This is a genomic window from Spirosoma utsteinense (genome assembly GCF_014282275.1).
Taxonomy (GTDB): Bacteria; Bacteroidota; Bacteroidia; order Cytophagales; family Spirosomataceae; genus Spirosoma; species Spirosoma utsteinense.
On sequence record NZ_VFIA01000052.1, the window covers coordinates 1 to 18,540 of the forward strand.

Consider the following 18,540-nt stretch of genomic DNA (forward strand, 5'->3'; position numbering starts at 1 on the left):
AACGTTTGCGGGCTGTTCTTGAAGCGTTATTCACGGGTCGGCAGACAGTCATCGAGTTGACTTGCTTTCCCTACATTCTGAATGCGTCTTTATGATTTTGAATTAGTATAATATCATTATTCCAGTTTCTTCCGTTATAGTCACGCGAGGGGTTCGGGTTTTTAAAATTTCGAAACGATTTCCCATCGTAACGGCTCAGACCATTCCCAGTGCCGAACCAAATAATGCCGGCTTTATCTTCATAAACAGACGTAACTCGATTATTGGCAAGTCCCTGGGTGGTAGTGAAATGTTGAATGGATTTCCCGTTGTCATAATAAACGCCTGAATCAGCAGAAGCGAACCAACTATTTCCTCGTCGATCTTCCAGGACATCCTGGAATCGGTGCTGACATAGTTTACTGGTAAGATTAGTGAACGATTTTCCGTCGTATCGAAACGCATCACCAAATGATGAGTTGTTGGGGCCAGCCATCAAAATGGTGCCATTTCTACCTTTTTTTATATGACGAACCATTAGGTTAGGCCCTATGTCGTTAATTTCGGACTTGATGGTATCGTTTGGTAGGGTTGTTTGGTTTTGCCCACAGGAAGGGCAAAAAGCAACCATCAGGAACAGAGCATAGACGCGTAAGTAGTTCATCATTTTTCTTTTTTACTAGCAAAGAATTTCGTTTATATCCGTTACAACACCTGGTACCCGGCCGGTTAGACAACCACGACTGATTAAACACCACCACGCTGCACCTTTTGCTGTAAACTATCTTGGGCTTGAGGGGAATAAATCGTTCCCCGATACCGAGCGAACATGAACCTGTTCTTGCGCATGTTCATCTCCAATCCGACTCAAACCTAGCGGGTGACTCTGTTAAAAGGGTCAACCGCTTGTAAAAAAGTGTTAACCAAATGTAAAACCTGGAATTTATCACCTGGTAAGGCCTATTTTTAGTCCATGAGATACCTGATTCTTACCGTGTTCTTCCTACTCGTCACCGGCCTGCCTGGCTATAGCGATGGGGAAAAGGTGTTGGTGACCATGCGCCAAATCGGTCATGAGCTCTTGCTGGCCTCGGGCGATTCCACCTCGTGGGTAGGCCCCATTGAAGAGGTTGATGAGCGCACGTTCCTGATTCGATTTCAACGGCCCTTCGCGTTTAAACCAGCCTCCTTAGTGGCGATCATTCACCGGCATTTGCAGCAAAATCAAGGGTCCTTGGATTACCTGGTGGAAGTCAGTCAAGAAAAGCGGAACACGGTGGCTTACAGCTATGAAGTCCATCAACCGCTGAATCCGAGGACGATTGCCTGTCTAACCAGAAGGCCTCCCCGGGGGGCCTACACGATCAAAATCCAGTTCGCCCAACCGCCGGTTCAGACGGCTTCAATCGGCAGTGTTGTGTACTTGGCCTGGCTTCTTCTACCAGTTCTATTAATCGGAATAGGTTGGCGTTTAGTCAACCGGAAAACGCTCCCCTCAGCCCCTGTCGAACCGGTAGTACCCCTTCATTTGGTTTACTTAGGTCCCCTTACGTTTTGCTTAGAAAAGCAGATTCTGCGGTTGGGGGCTAACCGCATTGAGCTATCGAGCAAAGAGTCCAAGTTGCTGAAGGTATTCGCTATTTCTCCCAATGTGGTGATTGATCGAAACCGGCTCATGGAACAGGTTTGGGGGGAGGAAGGCGTCTTTGTGGGACGCAGCCTAGATGTGTTTGTTTCTCGACTACGAAAAAAGCTACAGCCCGCCCCCACAGTACGCATTGTCAATAGTCATGGGAGAGGGTATAAGCTGGAAATCGACTCGCCCAAAGGGCCAGGGCAGGCTGGCTAAGCTTGTTGCTGGTTGGCCGCTCAGGGACAGGTGTAGCCACCGATAGATAGCTTGGGAAGTTGGCTACCTCGATTGAGTTAGGGTATACCTATGGTGCTCCCCAATCGTTGGACAGGATTTCAGCGTTTTCAGGCTTGTTGGATGAAGCCCGGAAATTGTACTTTTTCTGTCCCTTCTATTCCCTTTTCGTACCACACTGCTGGAGTTTGATACCCCAGTGACTGATGCTTACGCTCGTGGTTATAGAAGCGAAAATACTCTGTTAGGCCCTGATGCAGACTATGTCCATCCGCATAGGCCCGCAGATAAAGATGCTCGTATTTGATGGTTCGCCAAAACCGCTCAATAAAAATGTTATCCAGGGCGCGACCTTTAGAATCCATACTTATCTGTATCTCGTTGTTAAGCAATGGGTTAAGAAAACACTGACTCGTGAACTGGCTACCCTGATCGGTATTGAAAATCTGGGGTTTCCCCCACTGGCTCAAGGCTTCTTCCAAGGCATCGACACAGAAGTCAGCCAGTAAGGTGTTGCTCAATCGCCAGCTCAGAATGTAACGACTGTACCAGTCAATGATAGCACATAGGTACAAAAAACCGTTCGCCATCGGTACATACGTGATGTCGGTTGACCAGACACGATTAGGCCGATCAATGACCAGTCCCTTCAGTAAGTAGGGGTAGATCGTGTGGCCCTGTTGGGGCTTCGACAGGTTGGGTTTTGGCCCGACAGCCTCCAGCCCCATCAAGCGCATCAATCGCCGTATCCGCTTGATGTTAATCGGGTTACCCGACGTGCTTAGCTCGTGATACATACGTCGCACTCCCATCTCTGGACGGGCTGTAAACAGCTTATCGATGCGTTCCATCAAGGCTAGATTCTCGGCAGACTTGCCCACGGGCTGATAATAGTAGCTGGAGCGAGCCAGACCTAACAGGGCGCATTGTTGCGCGATAGAAAACTGCTCATCGGTGGGGTCGATCAGGATGCGCCGATCAACGCTCAACTCGTCCGCAATTTTTTTTTGAGCCAGTCATTTTCGACTTTTAGTTGCCCAATCTGCTGGAAGAGAGGGGCTTCGATCTGCTCGCGCTGCTGTTCGGACAGCGTTGGTTTGGCTGTTGTCGATTCGAACAACGAGCCAAAGTTGTCGAGGGCTTGCTTCTTCCAGTCGGTAATCTGTTGGGCATGAATGCCAAATTCGGTGCTTAATTGAGCCAATGTTTTGGCTCCTTTGAGGGCTTCGAGGACCACCTTGGTCTTGAAAGCAGTGTCGTGAACACGACGTGGAGACTTGGTCATAATTGGACATTTTGTAGCTGAACGCTTAAGTGTTCAAGTTATACTACCTGTCCAGTTTTTGGGGACCACTATATGCGGGGGTGGTCCCCTTCGAACAGAGCTCGGGCCGAAAACGAGGGAAGACTCAGGTAAGTCGGATTGCTAACAAAAAGGTAAAAGCGCTACTGCATCTGGCGGCCTTATCGGCCAGTCTTGGACCTGCTTGATCCGGCTTCCTGGACAAAATCACCCACACCCGTTTTCGCCAAATCAGAAGCGAACGGAGTTTTCGGACCCGGCCACAACTGCTTCACCCAATCACCTGACGGTACACAGAACTGGATTGTATATCACGCCAAAGTGGTGGCGAACCAAGAATGTAAAGCCCGCACACCCCGCGCACAGCCCTTTGGTTGGAACCCTGACGGGACGCCCAACTTTGGGCTGCCCGTAGCCGCCGACCAACCCCTACCTAAGCCCTCGCCCCTGGACCGATAGCGAATGCGTTTTCTCGCCATTCTTCTGATCGCCTGTCTGACTCACTTTAGACAAAAAACTAGTTCGTTCCAGATTCCGGCGGGAAAGTCAGACTTATGGAACAGCTTGTGCGTGCTATCTGACTTTATTGCCTAACCAGCTTACTCAGCGTGTAGGTATCCAAAAATGCGTCTGCCCTAATGACTTTTCCTTCAGCATCGAACTTAAGTTTCCAGGCGTATTCGTTGATGTACTGGCCTCCATCTTTGGCAGTGGCGATTCCCTTCCATTGCAACCAGACTATGTCTTCGGAAGCATTGATATCGATGAGTTCGGGCTTTATGCTCGTGCTTAAAAAGTCATTTATCGGGGTTACTGCTTTATCCATAAATTCCTGCTTTCCACGGTACACGCCCGAAAAAGGAGCCTTCCCCGTTACCTGCCACACTACATCATCAGCCAGCAGATCAAAAAAGCTGCCCTTGCCCGCAACCCAGTTGTTGAACGCATCGTCAACGATTTTTTGGTTTCTTTTCGCTGTTTCGCTGACCATTACGTTGTCATCGATTTGGTCTTTACTGGTTGAATGCAACGTCGCCATATTAGACTCCGATTTCTGGGATGTACCTGATTGACAGGCCGAAATGGCACAAGCACCTAACAGTAGGATGACCTTTGTTATAAGCGTCATAGGATTGATGTTATTGATCGCATTTGTGAAGAACTATACCACCGTAATACAGGATACCCTCCTAAAAATCACCATTAGCGGTGAAACCAGTACTGTCTTTGTACTCAATGTGATTGCCTTTAACCTAATATTGTCCTTAGCAGGCAATTTCCCTGTCACCACATGCCTCATCGTATCGACCATTGGGCAAGAGGTTGTAATGGACACTGTTATCCCCGGTAACCTACATGCCTACATATTTTTTGGTTTCTTCAACGGTCTCCTTCTCTATTTTTGTGCTCAGCCTGTCAGAATTCTTCATCTGACTATTGCCGTTTACGCACCAAGACTAACCGGAGAAGCAGTTCGAACATATTCATAGTTCTCACCACGTTTGCGTATGTTGTGGCTATGACTGGCAAATCCCTCCCCGAAAAACAGGCCCTGAAACTTCACCAGTCAATATGTTTTTCCTGTATTTTGACTTAGCTCAAACTGTATTATGATAGGTGTCGAAAGCGGAGACTGCTCTTACACCTACTGTCACTTCATCTATAACAGCCAACGAACCAACCTTGGGTTCGTTGGCTGTTCACGTTAAGGTGGCGATTACCGTCAAGCCGCTGTTTCTGCTACGGCAAAACCGGTGGACAGAGTCAGGCTTTTCCAAGTCTCTAAATCCTGCGCCATCGCCTTTATCTTTGCGTGGGCCATCGTGTACGCATCCTCGCCCAGGAATAAGTGCAGGGGCGGGTTTGGTTCATCGACAATCTGAATCATAACCTCGACCGCTTTTTGCGGATCACCGGGCTGGTTGCCGTTAATTTGCTCCTGGTGCATGGCTTCCGATTCGCGCACCGCTTCGTAGGCATCAATTTTCTGCTTGGGAACGCTGAGCGAACCGCCGGTTAGAAAATCCGTCCGAAAGTAACCCGGCTCAATCAGCGTCACCTTAATGCCGAACGGAGCCACTTCAGCCGCCAGTGATTCTGAGAAACCCTCGACCGCAAACTTAGTGGCACAATAGACGCCCCAGCCGGGAAAATCACCGCTGATCCCCGCCACGGAAGACAGATTCAGCACGTGCCCCGACTGCTGCTTCCGCAGGTGTGGCATGACGGCCCGGATCACGTTCAGGCTGCCAAATACATTGACATCAAAGTTGGTGCGGGCTTCTTTATCGGTAAGTTCTTCCAGGGTGCCCAGTTGCCCGTAGCCGGCATTGTTGACCACTACATCAATGCGGCCAAACTGATTAATAGTGGCCTGAATGGCATCATCAACGCTGCCCTCGCTGGTCAAATCTACAGCTAGGGGAAGGAAATCGTCGCTGTCGTTGTCAACGGCTTTGCGCAGATCGTCGATTGTGCGTGAGGTGGCCGCCACGCGATTGCCCTGCCGTAGTAACTGACTGACCAATAATAGGCCAAACCCTTTGGATGCGCCCGTAATGAACCAAATCTTTTTAGTATCCATAACTCTTTGCTTGTTTAACGTTGCTTTATCAACGGGGGCAAAGGTAGGCCTAGTGGCCGGGTGGGGCATAGCCCTATTCAAACCAATAGTTACCAAATTCAAACCTTGCGGTACGCCGATGGCGTCAGGCCGGTTTGCTTTTTAAAGAAGTAGTTGAAGTGAGCCGGTTCATCAAAACCAAGGCCGTAGCCAATTTCGGCGATGTTCCAGTCCGTGTGTTTAAGCAGCGCCTGCGCTTCGGCGGCTAATCGCCGGGCAATCTGGTCAGTGGTGGTTCTGCCGGTCGTGTCCCGAATGGCCCGGTTGAGGTAGTTGACGTGCACTGACAGGTGCCGGGCAAAATCGCCCGCCGAGCGGAGTTTAAACCGCTGCGTGGGCGATTCGATGGGAAACTGCCGCTCCAGCAATTCACTGAACACCGCCGTGATGCGCGATTTGGCGTCCGGGTGATCGTGCAGGGTTTCGGCGGGCTGTAGTTTAAGGGCGTAGTGGATCAGTTCTGACACGCGATTGCAAACCGAATCATAGCGAAATGGGTATTCGGAGTCTAAATCAGCCAGCATCTTTTCGAATAACTCACTGACTTCGTTATCCTGTTGCGCATTGAGGGGGTACGCCGGGTGATTGCTGGTAGCAAATACGGGCAGTTCGTTGAGGTTGCCCCGGATGCGCTCGGTGAAGAACGCTTCCCGGAAAATGCAGAAGAAGCCGGTTGTTTCCTCCGCCACCGACTCCCAGGTGTAGGGGACTTGCGGGTTGAAAAACATCAGCGTACTGCCGTTGATCTCGATGCTTTTATCGGCGTAATGATAAACGTACTGCCCCCGAATCAGACTGATTTTAAAGAAATCCCGGCGACTGTACTGCACCGGGACTTTGCCCAGCCCCACGCAGTCTTCCAGCCGAAACACGTTGACGTGACCAATGTCCTGCCGCAGGTTGTCGGGCAACCAGTCAAACTTATGCTGGTAAAATTCTTCGAGTGTCTCTGTTTTTGCCATCGGTTAAAGTTACAGAATTCAAGTCAATACACGTTTAGTAGAAACGGATAATCTCTCCTGTACCTTTGCCCGATAGCTAACAGAACCATTCGCACCCATGAAAACTCTCATCAAGGCTGAAGAAGTAGCTCAGTTTGCCCTCTCGATTGTCTTGTTCGCCAAACTTTCCTTTATCTGGTGGGTCTATCCCGCTTTGTTTCTCGTACCTGACCTGAGTATGCTTGGCTACGCGATCAGTAATAAAGTGGGGGCTTTCGTCTACAACCTGGCTCACCACAAAGGCGTAGCGATCGGTATTGGACTAATTGGCTTGTTTTTAGACAACAATTACTGGCTGTTGGCGGGTATCGTTTTGTTTGGTCACTCGGCCCTGGACCGGGCGTTTGGCTACGGACTAAAGTACAACCGGGGCTTTCAATTCACGCACCTGGGCGAGGTAGGCAATCAACAAAAACCAGGGCAGGCAGTCAGTAGTCTGGATGTCTGAGTACGCGCTCCGTTTATGCGATGTGATTTTTCGAGCAGGACTGAGCAGGATCGGGATCAATCTGTGTGGTCATAGCCATTCGCCCCACTGCATTCTTCCTCCAATTAACTCAATATCAAAATAGCTAAAAAATAAAACAAAACGTTTATTGGAACGGGCCGTGGCGACCTCTTTCTTTGGCTTATCATTGCACCGGTATGTATCAACCCGGTACACATCTGGTATCAGCCTACTCCATGACCACGTCTCAGACAGCCCCCTTTTCGCTTCACATGAACGGTACCCCGCCCGCAACGCCTGCGCTGAAGGTGGGCCTGTTCGGCATTGGCTTAGACGCCTACTGGCCGCAGTTTGCCGGGCTGGAAGACCGGTTGCTGGGATACGTACAGCAGGTAGCCGAGAAGTTGCAGCGTCCCTATGCGCAGGTCGTCAACATTGGCCTCGTCGATACGCCCGACAAAGCCGTGCAGGCGGGTCACTACTTTCGGCAGGCCGACGTCGATATTCTGTTTGTCTACGTGACTACCTACGCGCTCTCGGCAACGGTGCTGCCCGTGGTGCAACGCGCGAATGTGCCGGTCATTCTGCTCAACCTGGCACCCGATGCCGCCATCGACTACGACGCGTTCAATCAGCTCAACGACCGCACCCGCATGACGGGCGAGTGGCTGGCCTACTGCTCGGCCTGCCCCGTGCCGGAGATCGCCAACGTGTTCCGGCGGGCGGGCATTTCCTTCCATCAGGTCACCGGTATGCTCCACAATGACCCCGTCGGCTGGCGCGAAATCGACGAGTGGATCGAAGCCGCGCACGTGGCGCAGGTGATGGCCCACAACCGGTTGGGGCTGATGGGTAATTATTACGGCGGGATGCTCGACATTTATTCGGATCCTACGTTACAGCTTATTACGTTCGGTGGTCAGATGGTTGTTCTGGAGGTGGATGAACTCTCGGCCCTCAAAGAGGACGTTTCTCAGGAAGCTATCCAGGAACGGATAGACACGTTTTCTGATCTCTTTGACGTGCAGACCGACTGCGCCCCGGCGGAATTGTACCGGGCCGCCCGTACGTCGGTGGCCCTCGATCAGTTAGTCGAAAAATACCAGTTAGGCTCGCTGGCCTACTACCACAAAGGCACGGGCAACCCCACCAATGCCGACACCATGAGTTCGATTATCCTGGGTACGTCGCTGCTGACGGGGCGCGGGGTGCCGGTGGCCGGGGAATACGAAATCAAGAACGCGCAGGCCATGAAAATCATGGATACGTTTGGGGCGGGTGGCTCTTTTACCGAGTACTACGCCCTGGATTTTACCGATGATGTGGTGCTGATGGGACACGACGGACCGGGGCACGTGCAAATTACTGAGGGAAAGACCAAAGTAAAACCGTTGCAGGTTTACCACGGCAAAGTTGGGGCGGGACTCTCCATCGAGATGTCCATCAAGAACGGCCCCGTTACCCTATTATCGGTGGTTGAAGACGGACGGGGAAAGCTTCAGCTGCTGGTCGCTGAAGGCGAGTCGGTAGCGGGACCGATTCTGGAAATCGGGAATACCAACAGCCGGTACCGCTTCCCAATGGGTGCCCGTCAGTTCGTCAACGACTGGAACAGCCACGGGCCAGCGCACCACTGCGCCGTGGGCGTAGGTCATATCGCGTCGAAATTAGAAAAGCTGGGCCAGCTCCTTCGCATCGAGGTAATTCAGGTCGGCTAAGGGGCCGACAGATTTCCTGACCACGAACGCCCAAATCATCCATTACTGCCCATTTTTTCCAGGCTTACCAGCAACCGCTTAGCCCTGAACTCCGACGGAGACAGGGCCGTCTTCTTGCGGAAGATTCTCGAAAAGTAAAACAGGGATTCAAAGCCCGCTTCGTGGGCGATTTCGGAGATGGACAGGCTGGTTTCCCCGAGCATTTGAATGGCTTTGTCTATTTTCAGATTCAGGTGGTACTGCCCCGGTGCCACGCCCATAACTTCTTTGAACGCTTTTCTGAGCCACACGTAGCTGACGTTATTTTCTTCGGCCAGCTTCTGAAAGTCGATGGGTTGCGCCCATATCCCCTGGATTTTGTACCGGACCTGGTGCACGATCTGCTCCCGGCGGTTGCGACCGGTGTCGCTTAGCAGGGCCGACGTATAAACCAGTCCCAACAGCTGAATGACCTGACAGGTGGCGATTTGCTGGTGGGCCGTTCCTTCGTATTTGAGCGTGTCGATCAACCGGGTAAACACGTTCAGCAGCTCCGAGCGCAAGCCAATGGGAATCAGGGGCTGCTCAGGGTTGAAACACTCCTGCCGCATGAGATACTCCGCGAAATGCCCCCGGAAACCCACCCATAGCTCTTCCCAACCCGAGTCGTAGGACGGTTTAAACCGGTGCCACACGCCGGGGTACAACAGGAAAGCGGTGCCGCCCTCCACCAGGGTCGGCGGTGTGGCCTGCGACTCGAAAACCCCCTGTCCGTTGGCGATAAAGACCAGCTGAAACTCGTCGAGAACTCGTCCCTCGCTCCAGTCGAAATAGTATTGATTGGGGTGATTATGGTCGGGGTATGCCTTCCGGGCCGGGTGCAGATTATGGCCAATCGTCAGGATGTCGACGCCCCAACTCGGTGTCTGGGTCAACAGCCCCTGTACCTGCTGCTCGTTGACGTATTTTCGGTATTGATTCATATCAAAATAGCCAAACTTTTAAACAAAATGTCCATTGAAACAGGTAGGGGTAAAGCGTTAAGTTTGTGGCAAATATGCAATATATTCTGGGATAGGTGCCTTTACCAACCCACAATTGTCTGGTTCGTATAGCCCGGATATTAAACCAGTGCCGGTTCATTTGTCCTTTTCGATAGACCCGTTTGCGTTTTTGACGGTTCATTCAAACGCATTTTTCAGCACGGAATACCCGGTGTTTCAAGACCATTTTACCAAATAACCTTTGACGATCATGAAGAAAATCTATCTCTTAACGCTGCTCAGTTTGACGGCGGTCACCAGCCATACGCTGGCGCAGCCATCGCCTTCGCGCACGGGGGATGGGCCTACGACGGCCACCCAGCCCCGGCTACTCAGCTACGCCCCCCGGCCCGGAACTGAACTTCCTACCCGGGCCGTCGAGGTAACGGTATCGGGAAAAGTAGTCGATGAAAAAAGGGCTGAACTACCCGGCGTAACCGTGGCCATAAAGGGGGCCTCCCAGGGCACGACTACCGACGGTACGGGCAGTTTCCGCATCACCGTGCCCGACCCGTCAGCCGTGCTCGTGTTCAGTTTCGTCGGCTACGTCAGGCAGGAGATTGTCGTGGGGAATCAAACCGCGCTGACCGTTGCCCTGCTGCCGGACAACCAGACGCTGAATGAAGTCGTCGTCGTGGGCTACGGGTCGCAGCGCCGGCAGGATATTACTTCGGCAGTGTCGGTCATCAACATGCGTGATTTGGGGGAGCAGCCCGCCAACAACCCGAACCAGATTCTCCAGGGCCGAGCACCGGGTGTCGTCGTGAAGCAAACCAGTGGTACGCCGGGTGGCGAATTCCAGGTGCGGGTGCGGGGCATTGGTTCCCTGGGGGCGGGCAGCGATCCGCTCTACGTCATCGACGGGTTCGTGGTGGGCACGTCGGTGGGTCAGAATCTAAACCCAAACGATATTGAGAGCGTCTCGGTCCTGAAAGATGCCGCGTCTACCGCCATATACGGAGCCAGGGGGTCGAATGGCGTCGTGCTGATCACAACCAAGCAAGCAAAAGACGGCAAGGTGAACATCAATCTGTCTCTCGACTACGGCATTCAGAGTCTCCCCAGATCACGACGGATATCGATGATGAACGGCATCGAATTTGCCCAGTTCAAGAAAGAGATATTCATGGACCAAATTCGGATTATTCAGAAGCGGAAGCCAACCGAAGCGGAAGTGCCCGCCGGGATCCGGTTTCCTGAGCAGACCAAGTATTCGACCAACTGGTTTGATCTGATCATGCGCGATAACGCGCCGTATTCCGATGCAAACCTGACGATCTCGTCGGGTACGGGTCCCATCAAAGCCCTGATGTCGGCGGGCTACTACAAAGAAGACGGCGTCGTGAAGAACACCAATTACGACCGGTTTTCCCTGCGGACCAACCTGGGCGGACAGGTAAATAAATTCATCAACTTCGGCTTAAATATCAACGGCACGTACACCCGCCAGAAGCTGGCCGCCGTAAACGGACGGGGGGGCGTTGTGGGGAGTTCCCTGGTTATTGACCCCCGGCAAACGGCCTACAACCCGGATGGGTCGCTGGTCCCCTATATCAACGGGGTCGATGGCGTCTTTGGCTTTCCCAATCCGCTTTACGTGCTGGAGAACGTGGATAGACGCCGGAATATCTCCGACGTGCTGACGAATGGATTTATCGAACTCTCGTTCCTGAAGTCCTTTAAGTTCAAGACCTCCGCCAACATCAAGCTTAATAACAACACGACTAAAACGTATGTTCCTTCAACCATCGGTCTGGCCGTGGCCTCGGGCTCGTCGGGAGCACCCCCGCGAAATGCGTCAGAGACTGACCAGACGGAAGAGCTGATCAACTACTCGGTCGATCAGCTGCTTACCTTCAAGCCCCAGTTACCCGTCGATCATACCTTTGACGCCCTGGTGGGCTACACGGCGCAGCAGGAGCGGGTGCGGGGCATTATCGGCACAGGGAATACCTTTCCCGATGATCTGGTCCCTTACCTGGGATCGGCCTCCATTCGGTCGGCCAACTCCTATGAGTTCGGGTTCTCCCTGCTGGCGTTCCTGGGCCGGGTCAACTACTCCTATAAAGACAAGTACCTGTTCTCGGCCACGTACCGCCGGGAAGGCAGCTCGCGGTTTGGGGCCAACAGTAAGTATGGCGACTTCCCGGCAGCCTCGATTGGCTGGCGTCTGACCGAAGAATCGTTTATTCCCAAGACAGCGTGGCTGTCCGATCTGAAACTGCGTGCAAGTTGGGGAGTAACGGGTAACAATGATATCGGCAACTACCCCAGTCTGGCGTTCGTGGGGGCCAACAACTATATTCTGGGCAACACGTTCGTTCCCGGCAAGAACGTCAGCTCGTTTGCCAACCAGGAGTTGAGATGGGAAAAGTCGAACCAGGTAGATATTGGCATGGACCTGGCGCTGTTCAACAGCAAGCTGGTTTTCAACGTCGAATATTACAACAAGATCACCAACGACATGCTGTTGCCGGTTTCGATACCGTCGGTGTCCGGCTTCACGAGCAGTCTGGCGAACATCGGCAAGGTAAGCAATCACGGGGTTGAAGTAGGCGCCGATTATCGCACGAACATTGGTCAGTTCAACCTGCGCACCAATGCCAATATCAGCTTCAACCGCAACAAGATTCTGGCCATCCAGGGCGCGAATGACGCGCTGTACTACGGCGAATTCTACAGCGGGTACAGCGTCCAGAAAGTAGGACGTCCGATTGGCATGATCTACGGCTACGAGAAAATCGGCATCTTTAACACGCAGGCCGAGATCGATGCCGCGCCTAAACAGGACGGGGCCATTCCCGGCGCGATGAAGTTTGCCGATACCAACGGCGACGGCATCATCTCATACGATACGAAGGACATGGTCGAAATTGGTAATCCTAATCCGTCCTTCAACTGGGCCTGGACCCTGGCGGGTGATTACAAGCAGTTCGACTTCAATATCCTGTTCCTCGGTGCTCAGAACTTCGATATTTACCGCAACATCGAGTCGTCGACCATGAACATGGACGGTGTATTCAACGTGCAGACGAAAGCAAAGGATCGGTGGCGTTCCGCCGAAAATCCGGGACCAAACCCTTCTGATGTGCATTCGCAGGGGGGCACCAGCTACTTCAAATGGTCGCGGGAAAGCAGCAACCGCTACGTGTATGATGCCAGCTACACGTGGCTGAAAACCGTGACCATCGGCTATAATCTGCCCAAGTTCAAATCGGTGCTGAGCAGCGCCCGGATTTTTGTTACCGCCAACAATTTGTTTCTGTTCTCCAAGTACCCCGGTAGTAACCCCGACGTGAGTTCCCGCAGCACGACCGAACCCAACATTGACGACGAGGCCTATCCGGTTCCCCGGACAATTGCCACGGGCATCAAGCTTAACTTTTAATCGCCATGAACAAAAAACTTTTCTATATAGCCGCACTGCTTTGCGTGGGTCAGTCCTCGTGCAAAGAAGACTTCTTAGTGACGACGGATCCGACCCGGATTGGCACCGGTGTGTTTTATAAAAACGAAGCGCAGTTCCGTCAGGCCCTCAACGGGGTATATGGTCAGCTGCAGTCGATCACGGGTTCGGCCTACATCTTCGAAGAACTACCGTCTGACAACACCACCGTCGATCTTAACCCGTCTGACCGGGGGGATGCGGTGCGGTGGGAAGCCTTTGAATTCTCGACCGTCAACGCGGGCAATACGGAAATCGGGGGGTTGTGGAGCCGGTACTATTCCGCGCTGTATAACACAAACTACACCCTGGAGAAATTAGCCACCAGCAACCTTGAACCAACGGCGAGAGGGCCAATCGAAGGACAGTTGAAGTTTCTGCGGGCCTACTTTTACTTTCATCTGGTTCAGTATTTTGGCGACGTGGTGCTCGTTACCTCAACGGTAGACAATCCCAACCAGGCGTTTGATCTGGTGCGCTCACCGCAGGCTGAGGTCTGGGCGCAGATTGAAAAAGACTTGCAGGAAGCGGTTGCAGCCTTACCAGCCACCTACCCGGCGGCCCAGGTCGGGAGCGCGACAAAGGGCGCGGCCCTGGCGTTACTGGGCAAAACGTATCTGACGCAGAAGAAATACAGCGATGCCGTGGCCACCCTGAAGCAGGTAACCGGCTACGCGCTGAACCCGGTTTACGCGGATAATTTCAACCCGGCGAAGAAAAACGGTCCCGAATCCATCTTCGAAATTCAGTACCAAGGGGGGAACGATCTGGGCGAGTGGAGCAGTTTCGCGTACACGTTTGCGCCCCGGGCCTCGGCAGCCGCAATTACCGGCTTTGCCAGCACCTCGCCCGGCGGGCGCAACATACCAACCAATGATCTGATTGCCGCTTACGAACCCGGTGATGTCCGAAAGGATGCGTCGCTGAAAACAAGCTATACCCTGAACGGTAAGGTGGTCGATATTCCCTACATCATCAAGTACACGCATCCGCACACCATCAGTGGCCGGACCGATGACAACTGGCTGATACTTCGCTACGCCGACGTCTTGCTGATGCTGGCCGAAGCCATCAACGAGCAGTCGGGACCCACGGCGGAAGCCTACGGCTACCTGAACCAGGTGAGAACGCGGGCGGGGCTAAAGGACATAGCCGGTCTCGATAAAGCCACCTTCAAGACCGCTGTAATGAAGGAACGGCGCGTGGAGCTGGCCTTTGAAAACCAACGCTGGTTTGATCTGAGACGGACCATGACACCCGCCGAACTGACCGCGTTCATGAACGCGTACGGACTTAGAGAGCGGGCCAATCCAACGGTTTCCAGGGGAGGTATCTCGTTTACTGCCCAGGATTACGTATATAGCGATTATGAGTACTTTCTGCCGGTGCCCGCCCCAGAAATTCTCCTCAACAGTAAATTAACCCAGAACCCTGGCTATTGACTAGGGTTCAACCGTCCCGGCGGGCTGCTGGGACGGTGTTTTTGTCAAGTGTCTGAACAGTCAATCCGCCCGTGTCTGATAGGCACGGGCGGATCTTACATAAAACCCGTATAGTAATGACTACTTTAAGACGTACAATGAGCGCAGCGCTTTTGTTGACTGGCCTGCTTGGCCCGATTGGTCAGGCAGCTTTTGCGCAGGTGTCCCCCGCCAGGACCGGGAAGGCGGCCAAATCGAAGAACGGAGCCGTAACGCCCGACGTCCGGTTGCGGAATTTTACCAAAGACGGTAAACAAATAACCCGGTTCGATGCCGTGGGCGACGCCATCGACGCCCACGACGGGGAGATTGCCTACTTCGAGGGGACCTATTACCTGTACGGCACCAGCTACGACTGCGGCTTTGCCTGGCAGAACAAAAAAGCCCCTTTTTGCGGTTTCAAAGTGTATTCCTCCCCGGATCTGATGAACTGGACGGATCAGGGGCAACTATTCGACGCCACAACGCCCGTCTGGCAGACCCGCTGCAACGGCAATACCTACGGCTGTTTTCGCCCGCACGTAGTTTTCAACAAAAAGACGAATCAGTATGTGCTGTGGATCAACGTGTACGATAACCGGTCCGGCTTTCGGGTATTTACCAGTGCGGTCCCAACGGGTCCGTTCAAAGAGGTAGCGGAACCAACGCTGGCCGTGAACCGCGATGCGCCCGTGGCCGGGCTAAACAACGGCGACCACGATACGTTCGTCGATGAGGATGGCACGGCTTACTTAGCCTACACCGACTGGCGGACCAAAGGAATGATCGTCATTGAAGAATTAGCGCCGGATTACCTGACAGGAACCGGTCGGCACGTGAAATCGGTGACGCCGGAGAAAACCGAAGCCCCCGGCCTGTTCAAGCGCAAAGGAATTTATTACGTTACCTACTCCGATCCCAACTGCGGCTATTGCTCGGGTACCGGTTCCTCGTACCGTACCGCTTCGTCCCCGCTGGGTCCCTGGTCGGAGGGAAAGAAGATCAGTGATCAATCGTGTGGCGGGCAGCCTTCTTTCGTATCGACCATCAAGCTCGCCAACGATTCGCTATTTATCTACGGCAGTGACTTGTGGAACAACGGTGCCCGCAACGAAGCCCTGGCCAATTACTTCTGGTCTCCCCTAACCTTTGCCGCCGACGGCTCGATTCTGCCTATTGTCTGCCAGGAAACGCCCGCCCTGCCCATTCAGATTGGTCAGCCGGGCAACCGGGTACCTACCGCGCAAACGAAACGCCCCGTTGCAGAACCGTCCGCAACGGCGTACACCATCAGCACCGGCTGCGCTATTGCCAACAGTCGTGCGCAGAGCCAGACGTTCGTAGCTTCTCAGACCGGACTGATGTCTGCCCTTTCTGTGACGGCCTACAAGAAAGACAACCCCAACGCGGCCCTTGAATTGGCCATTCTCTCTGAAGCAGATGCGTCGAATGCAACGGCGCAGCCGCTGTACAGCGCATCCCTGCCGGCAGACTCCATCAGCTGGGCCGCCCGAAATCGATTCATCCAGCCCAACCTGCGGGTCTCGGCGGGACAGCGGTACGTACTCCGGGTAAGTTCAACGGCGACGGTTGGCTGCTACGGCCTGGCCTACGCTGCCGGGGAAACGTCAACTGGCCGCAGTATGCCAGGCCGCGGTAAAGACGACGCACCCGAACCGAATGACGCCAGGCGTACCCTGAAGTTTCAGACGTTCATCCAGGCGAAAAAATAAGTCGATGCCAGGTTTGAGTGCTGAACGGTTAGCGCTATACGCAAGCTGTATAAGAGGGGAAAGAGCGCTTCAAACGTTCGCCAATACGGTCACCATTAAACGGTTTATCATGCACGTTTAATGGTGACCGTAACTGGGGTGCTGGGGTGGACAAACCGCATTTTTGCATCTTCTTCTAACTGACCCCTTCTGTCCACGTATGCCGATTGACGCTACTCTTTCTTCCGCTTCAGTACGGATGGTGCTGCACGCCGTTACCCAGCGCGGGGGTGACGCAGAAGCCATGAAACAGGCTGTCACCATTGATACTACCCAACTGTGCCATCCCGATGGCCGGGTGTCAATCGCAACCATGCAACGGCTGTGGCCACTGGCAATGCAGGCCACCGCCGACCCCCACCTCGATCTGCACTTAACCGAGCATATTCACTTTAGTAGCCTTGGAGTGCTGGCTTATATTCTCCTGCACAGTGCCACGCTGGAAGAGGCCATTTGTAAGCTGTGCCGGTACCAGGATATTACGTGCAACGGCACTCGCACCAGCCTACGCCGGTCGGGCGATCATGCGGAACTGGTGGTCGAAATAACCAGCCCCGACATCGTGTATACCCCTTTCGTACTCAACTCAGAGCTATCGGTCTATCTGCACATGCTCCGGCTGCTCTGCGGCCAGCCCCTGGCCCTTGAAGCGGTTCTGCTGGCTTATCCCGCGCCGGTCGATGCGCGCGAACATAATCGCGTTTTTGCCCCCGCCCCGGTACAATCCGATGCCCCGTATTCAGCCCTGCGTTTGTCAGCGGCCGCACTGGCTCTACCCATCCCCACCGCCGATCCGCACCTGCTGGCGTTGCTTGAGCCGTACGCCACCGCCCAGCTGGCTCGTCTGTATCAGCCCCTCTCCCTGCCCGATTCCGTACGGCGGGAGTTGTTGCGCTTGCTGGCCCAGGCCGAACCCTCCCTGATCGCCGTAGCCGATGCCCTTTGCCTCAGCCCGCGTACGCTCCAACTGCGGCTGCGTCAGGCTAGTCACAGCTATCAGCAGTTGTTCGACGAGGTACGGCTCGAGCTGGCGGAGCACCACTTGCGCGACCAGCTACACAGCATCAGGGAGATTGCTTTTCTGCTGGGGTTCACCGATCCAAGCGCCTTCGTACGATCGTTCCAGCGCTGGACCGGCCAAACGCCGGGTGAATTTTGGCGGGTGGGATGATGTTCGCGCGGTTACCTTACTGCGTACGCATCGGTGCTCACCGCTTCCCGGTTCGCATCGGCCCAGTAAGCCAGGGCTACGGTTAGCCACAGTGCCTGACCGCCCCAGGCCAGGGCCGGTACGCTGGCGGGAGCCGGACCCAGCTCAGTGCCTAAGTACGAAACCACCAGAAAGGCCACCAGGCCCCACAAGACGAAACGTCCGGTGCGGTTGCGCGGGCGGGTGTTGCGCACGTACACCCACACCCCAAACGCTAGCAAACCAAATTCGACCACGAGCGTAACGGGCAGGCTGTGCCAGACGCCTAAGCCCACTTTAGTGGAGGAGCCGGGAAAGAACGGGAGGTCAGGGCGGTGCACTACCAAATCGAGTAGCCAGTGGCTGGGTACAAGCAGGCCCACCAGTAGTGCCCCCCGCCAGTTACGCCGTATCAGGCCGTAAGCCCCCCCAGCAACGTGCCCAACACGACCTGCGCCAACAAGCTGTGCGAGAAGGGGTAATAGATAAAGTCGAAGGGGGAAGCCTCTAGCAGACCAGGCGTGATTTTTACGCGCTCGACGTCGAGCAGCAGCAGCGTAGGCCAAAGCAGATCGGCCAGTTGTGCGGCCAGAAACAGGGTACCCAGTGATACGTGCGGTTGCAGGGGCTTTGCCGCCAGCCCAACGCCGAAATGACCTAAAAACATAATTTTGTGAAGGGGGATATGTGTGCCGCAAAGCTATCATACCCCG

General features: G+C 53.9%; 16 protein-coding genes and 2 pseudogenes. 9 read left to right on the plus strand and 9 right to left on the minus strand.

All coding sequences use genetic code 11. The annotated features are described in order from the left end of the window. Nucleotides 1-70: 70 nt before the first annotated feature. A complete protein-coding gene (locus FH603_RS24705; protein ID WP_235985598.1) occupies nt 71-646 on the minus strand; it encodes a two-component regulator propeller domain-containing protein in 576 nt (191 codons plus the stop codon). Between the two features lie 306 nt (nt 647-952). Between FH603_RS24705 and FH603_RS24710 the strand changes: the two genes are divergently transcribed. Then, entirely contained in the window at nt 953-1,828 is an 876-nt protein-coding gene (locus tag FH603_RS24710) for a winged helix-turn-helix domain-containing protein (RefSeq protein WP_186741292.1), read from the plus strand. A gap of 128 nt (nt 1,829-1,956) precedes the next feature. On the opposite strand, the gene FH603_RS24715 is transcribed toward FH603_RS24710, so the two are convergent. Then, a protein-coding gene (locus FH603_RS24715; RefSeq protein WP_186741295.1) for an IS3 family transposase occupies nt 1,957-3,131 on the minus strand; the annotation gives its coding sequence in 2 pieces (ribosomal slippage) (nt 1,957-2,832 and nt 2,835-3,131; 1,173 coding nt in all). Between the two features lie 71 nt (nt 3,132-3,202). Here FH603_RS24715 and FH603_RS24720 point away from each other — a divergent pair. Continuing rightward, nucleotides 3,203-3,319: pseudogene (locus FH603_RS24720) on the plus strand (transposase); the annotation flags it as partial. 4 nt (nt 3,320-3,323) lie between these two features. Beyond that, nucleotides 3,324-3,608, plus strand: coding sequence for a family 43 glycosylhydrolase (locus FH603_RS24725; protein ID WP_208493178.1), 285 nt, complete (start codon nt 3,324-3,326; stop codon nt 3,606-3,608). Between the two features lie 124 nt (nt 3,609-3,732). Here the strand turns inward: FH603_RS24725 and FH603_RS24730 are convergent, their stop codons facing one another. The 4 genes and pseudogenes from FH603_RS24730 to FH603_RS24740 all read right to left on the minus strand — a co-directional run bounded on the left by FH603_RS24730 (nt 3,733) and on the right by FH603_RS24740 (nt 6,734). Further along, a complete protein-coding gene (locus tag FH603_RS24730) occupies nt 3,733-4,278 on the minus strand; it encodes a nuclear transport factor 2 family protein (protein WP_186741298.1) in 546 nt (181 codons plus the stop codon). A 61-nt stretch (nt 4,279-4,339) separates the two neighbouring features. Then, nucleotides 4,340-4,489 (minus strand): annotated as a pseudogene (locus FH603_RS29330) (Atu4866 domain-containing protein); the annotation flags it as partial. A gap of 383 nt (nt 4,490-4,872) precedes the next feature. Continuing rightward, complete coding sequence (locus FH603_RS24735) at nt 4,873-5,733, minus strand: oxidoreductase (RefSeq protein ID WP_186741300.1); 861 nt, start codon at nt 5,731-5,733, stop codon at nt 4,873-4,875. Nucleotides 5,734-5,831: 98 nt separating this feature from the next. Further along, the gene (locus tag FH603_RS24740; RefSeq protein WP_186741303.1) at nt 5,832-6,734 is read right to left on the minus strand and encodes a helix-turn-helix domain-containing protein; all 903 of its coding nucleotides are present in this window, start codon (nt 6,732-6,734) and stop codon (nt 5,832-5,834) included. 97 nt (nt 6,735-6,831) lie between these two features. On the opposite strand from FH603_RS24740, the gene FH603_RS24745 reads away from it, so the two are divergent. Together FH603_RS24745 and FH603_RS24750 are read left to right on the plus strand one after the other, a co-directional pair. Beyond that, nucleotides 6,832-7,221: a DUF4260 domain-containing protein gene (locus FH603_RS24745; RefSeq protein ID WP_186741305.1), complete on the plus strand. Its 390-nt coding sequence runs from the start codon at nt 6,832-6,834 to the stop codon at nt 7,219-7,221. 236 nt (nt 7,222-7,457) lie between these two features. Continuing rightward, a complete protein-coding gene (locus FH603_RS24750) occupies nt 7,458-8,939 on the plus strand; it encodes an arabinose isomerase (protein WP_208493177.1) in 1,482 nt (493 codons plus the stop codon). 35 nt (nt 8,940-8,974) lie between these two features. Here the strand turns inward: FH603_RS24750 and FH603_RS24755 are convergent, their stop codons facing one another. Further along, nucleotides 8,975-9,901: a helix-turn-helix domain-containing protein gene (locus FH603_RS24755; protein ID WP_186741307.1), complete on the minus strand. Its 927-nt coding sequence runs from the start codon at nt 9,899-9,901 to the stop codon at nt 8,975-8,977. A 271-nt stretch (nt 9,902-10,172) separates the two neighbouring features. On the opposite strand from FH603_RS24755, the gene FH603_RS24760 reads away from it, so the two are divergent. The 4 genes from FH603_RS24760 (at nt 10,173) to FH603_RS24775 (ending at nt 17,809) form a co-directional block, all read left to right on the plus strand. Continuing rightward, nucleotides 10,173-13,349 carry a SusC/RagA family TonB-linked outer membrane protein gene (locus tag FH603_RS24760; protein WP_186741309.1) on the plus strand — a complete coding sequence of 1,059 codons (3,177 nt, stop codon included), beginning with the start codon at nt 10,173-10,175 and terminating at the stop codon, nt 13,347-13,349. A gap of 5 nt (nt 13,350-13,354) precedes the next feature. Continuing rightward, complete coding sequence (locus FH603_RS24765; protein WP_186741311.1) at nt 13,355-14,848, plus strand: RagB/SusD family nutrient uptake outer membrane protein; 1,494 nt, start codon at nt 13,355-13,357, stop codon at nt 14,846-14,848. A gap of 137 nt (nt 14,849-14,985) precedes the next feature. Then, on the plus strand, nt 14,986-16,599 hold the full coding sequence (locus FH603_RS24770; protein ID WP_186741313.1) for a family 43 glycosylhydrolase: 1,614 nt from the start codon (nt 14,986-14,988) through the stop codon (nt 16,597-16,599). 199 nt (nt 16,600-16,798) lie between these two features. Further along, on the plus strand, nt 16,799-17,809 hold the full coding sequence (locus FH603_RS24775; RefSeq protein ID WP_186741315.1) for an AraC family transcriptional regulator: 1,011 nt from the start codon (nt 16,799-16,801) through the stop codon (nt 17,807-17,809). Between the two features lie 11 nt (nt 17,810-17,820). On the opposite strand, the gene FH603_RS28750 is transcribed toward FH603_RS24775, so the two are convergent. Next, complete coding sequence (locus FH603_RS28750; RefSeq protein WP_244968031.1) at nt 17,821-18,168, minus strand: hypothetical protein; 348 nt, start codon at nt 18,166-18,168, stop codon at nt 17,821-17,823. Between the two features lie 71 nt (nt 18,169-18,239). Next, complete coding sequence (locus FH603_RS28755) at nt 18,240-18,494, minus strand: hypothetical protein (RefSeq protein WP_235985596.1); 255 nt, start codon at nt 18,492-18,494, stop codon at nt 18,240-18,242. Between the last annotated feature and the right edge of the window lie 46 nt (nt 18,495-18,540).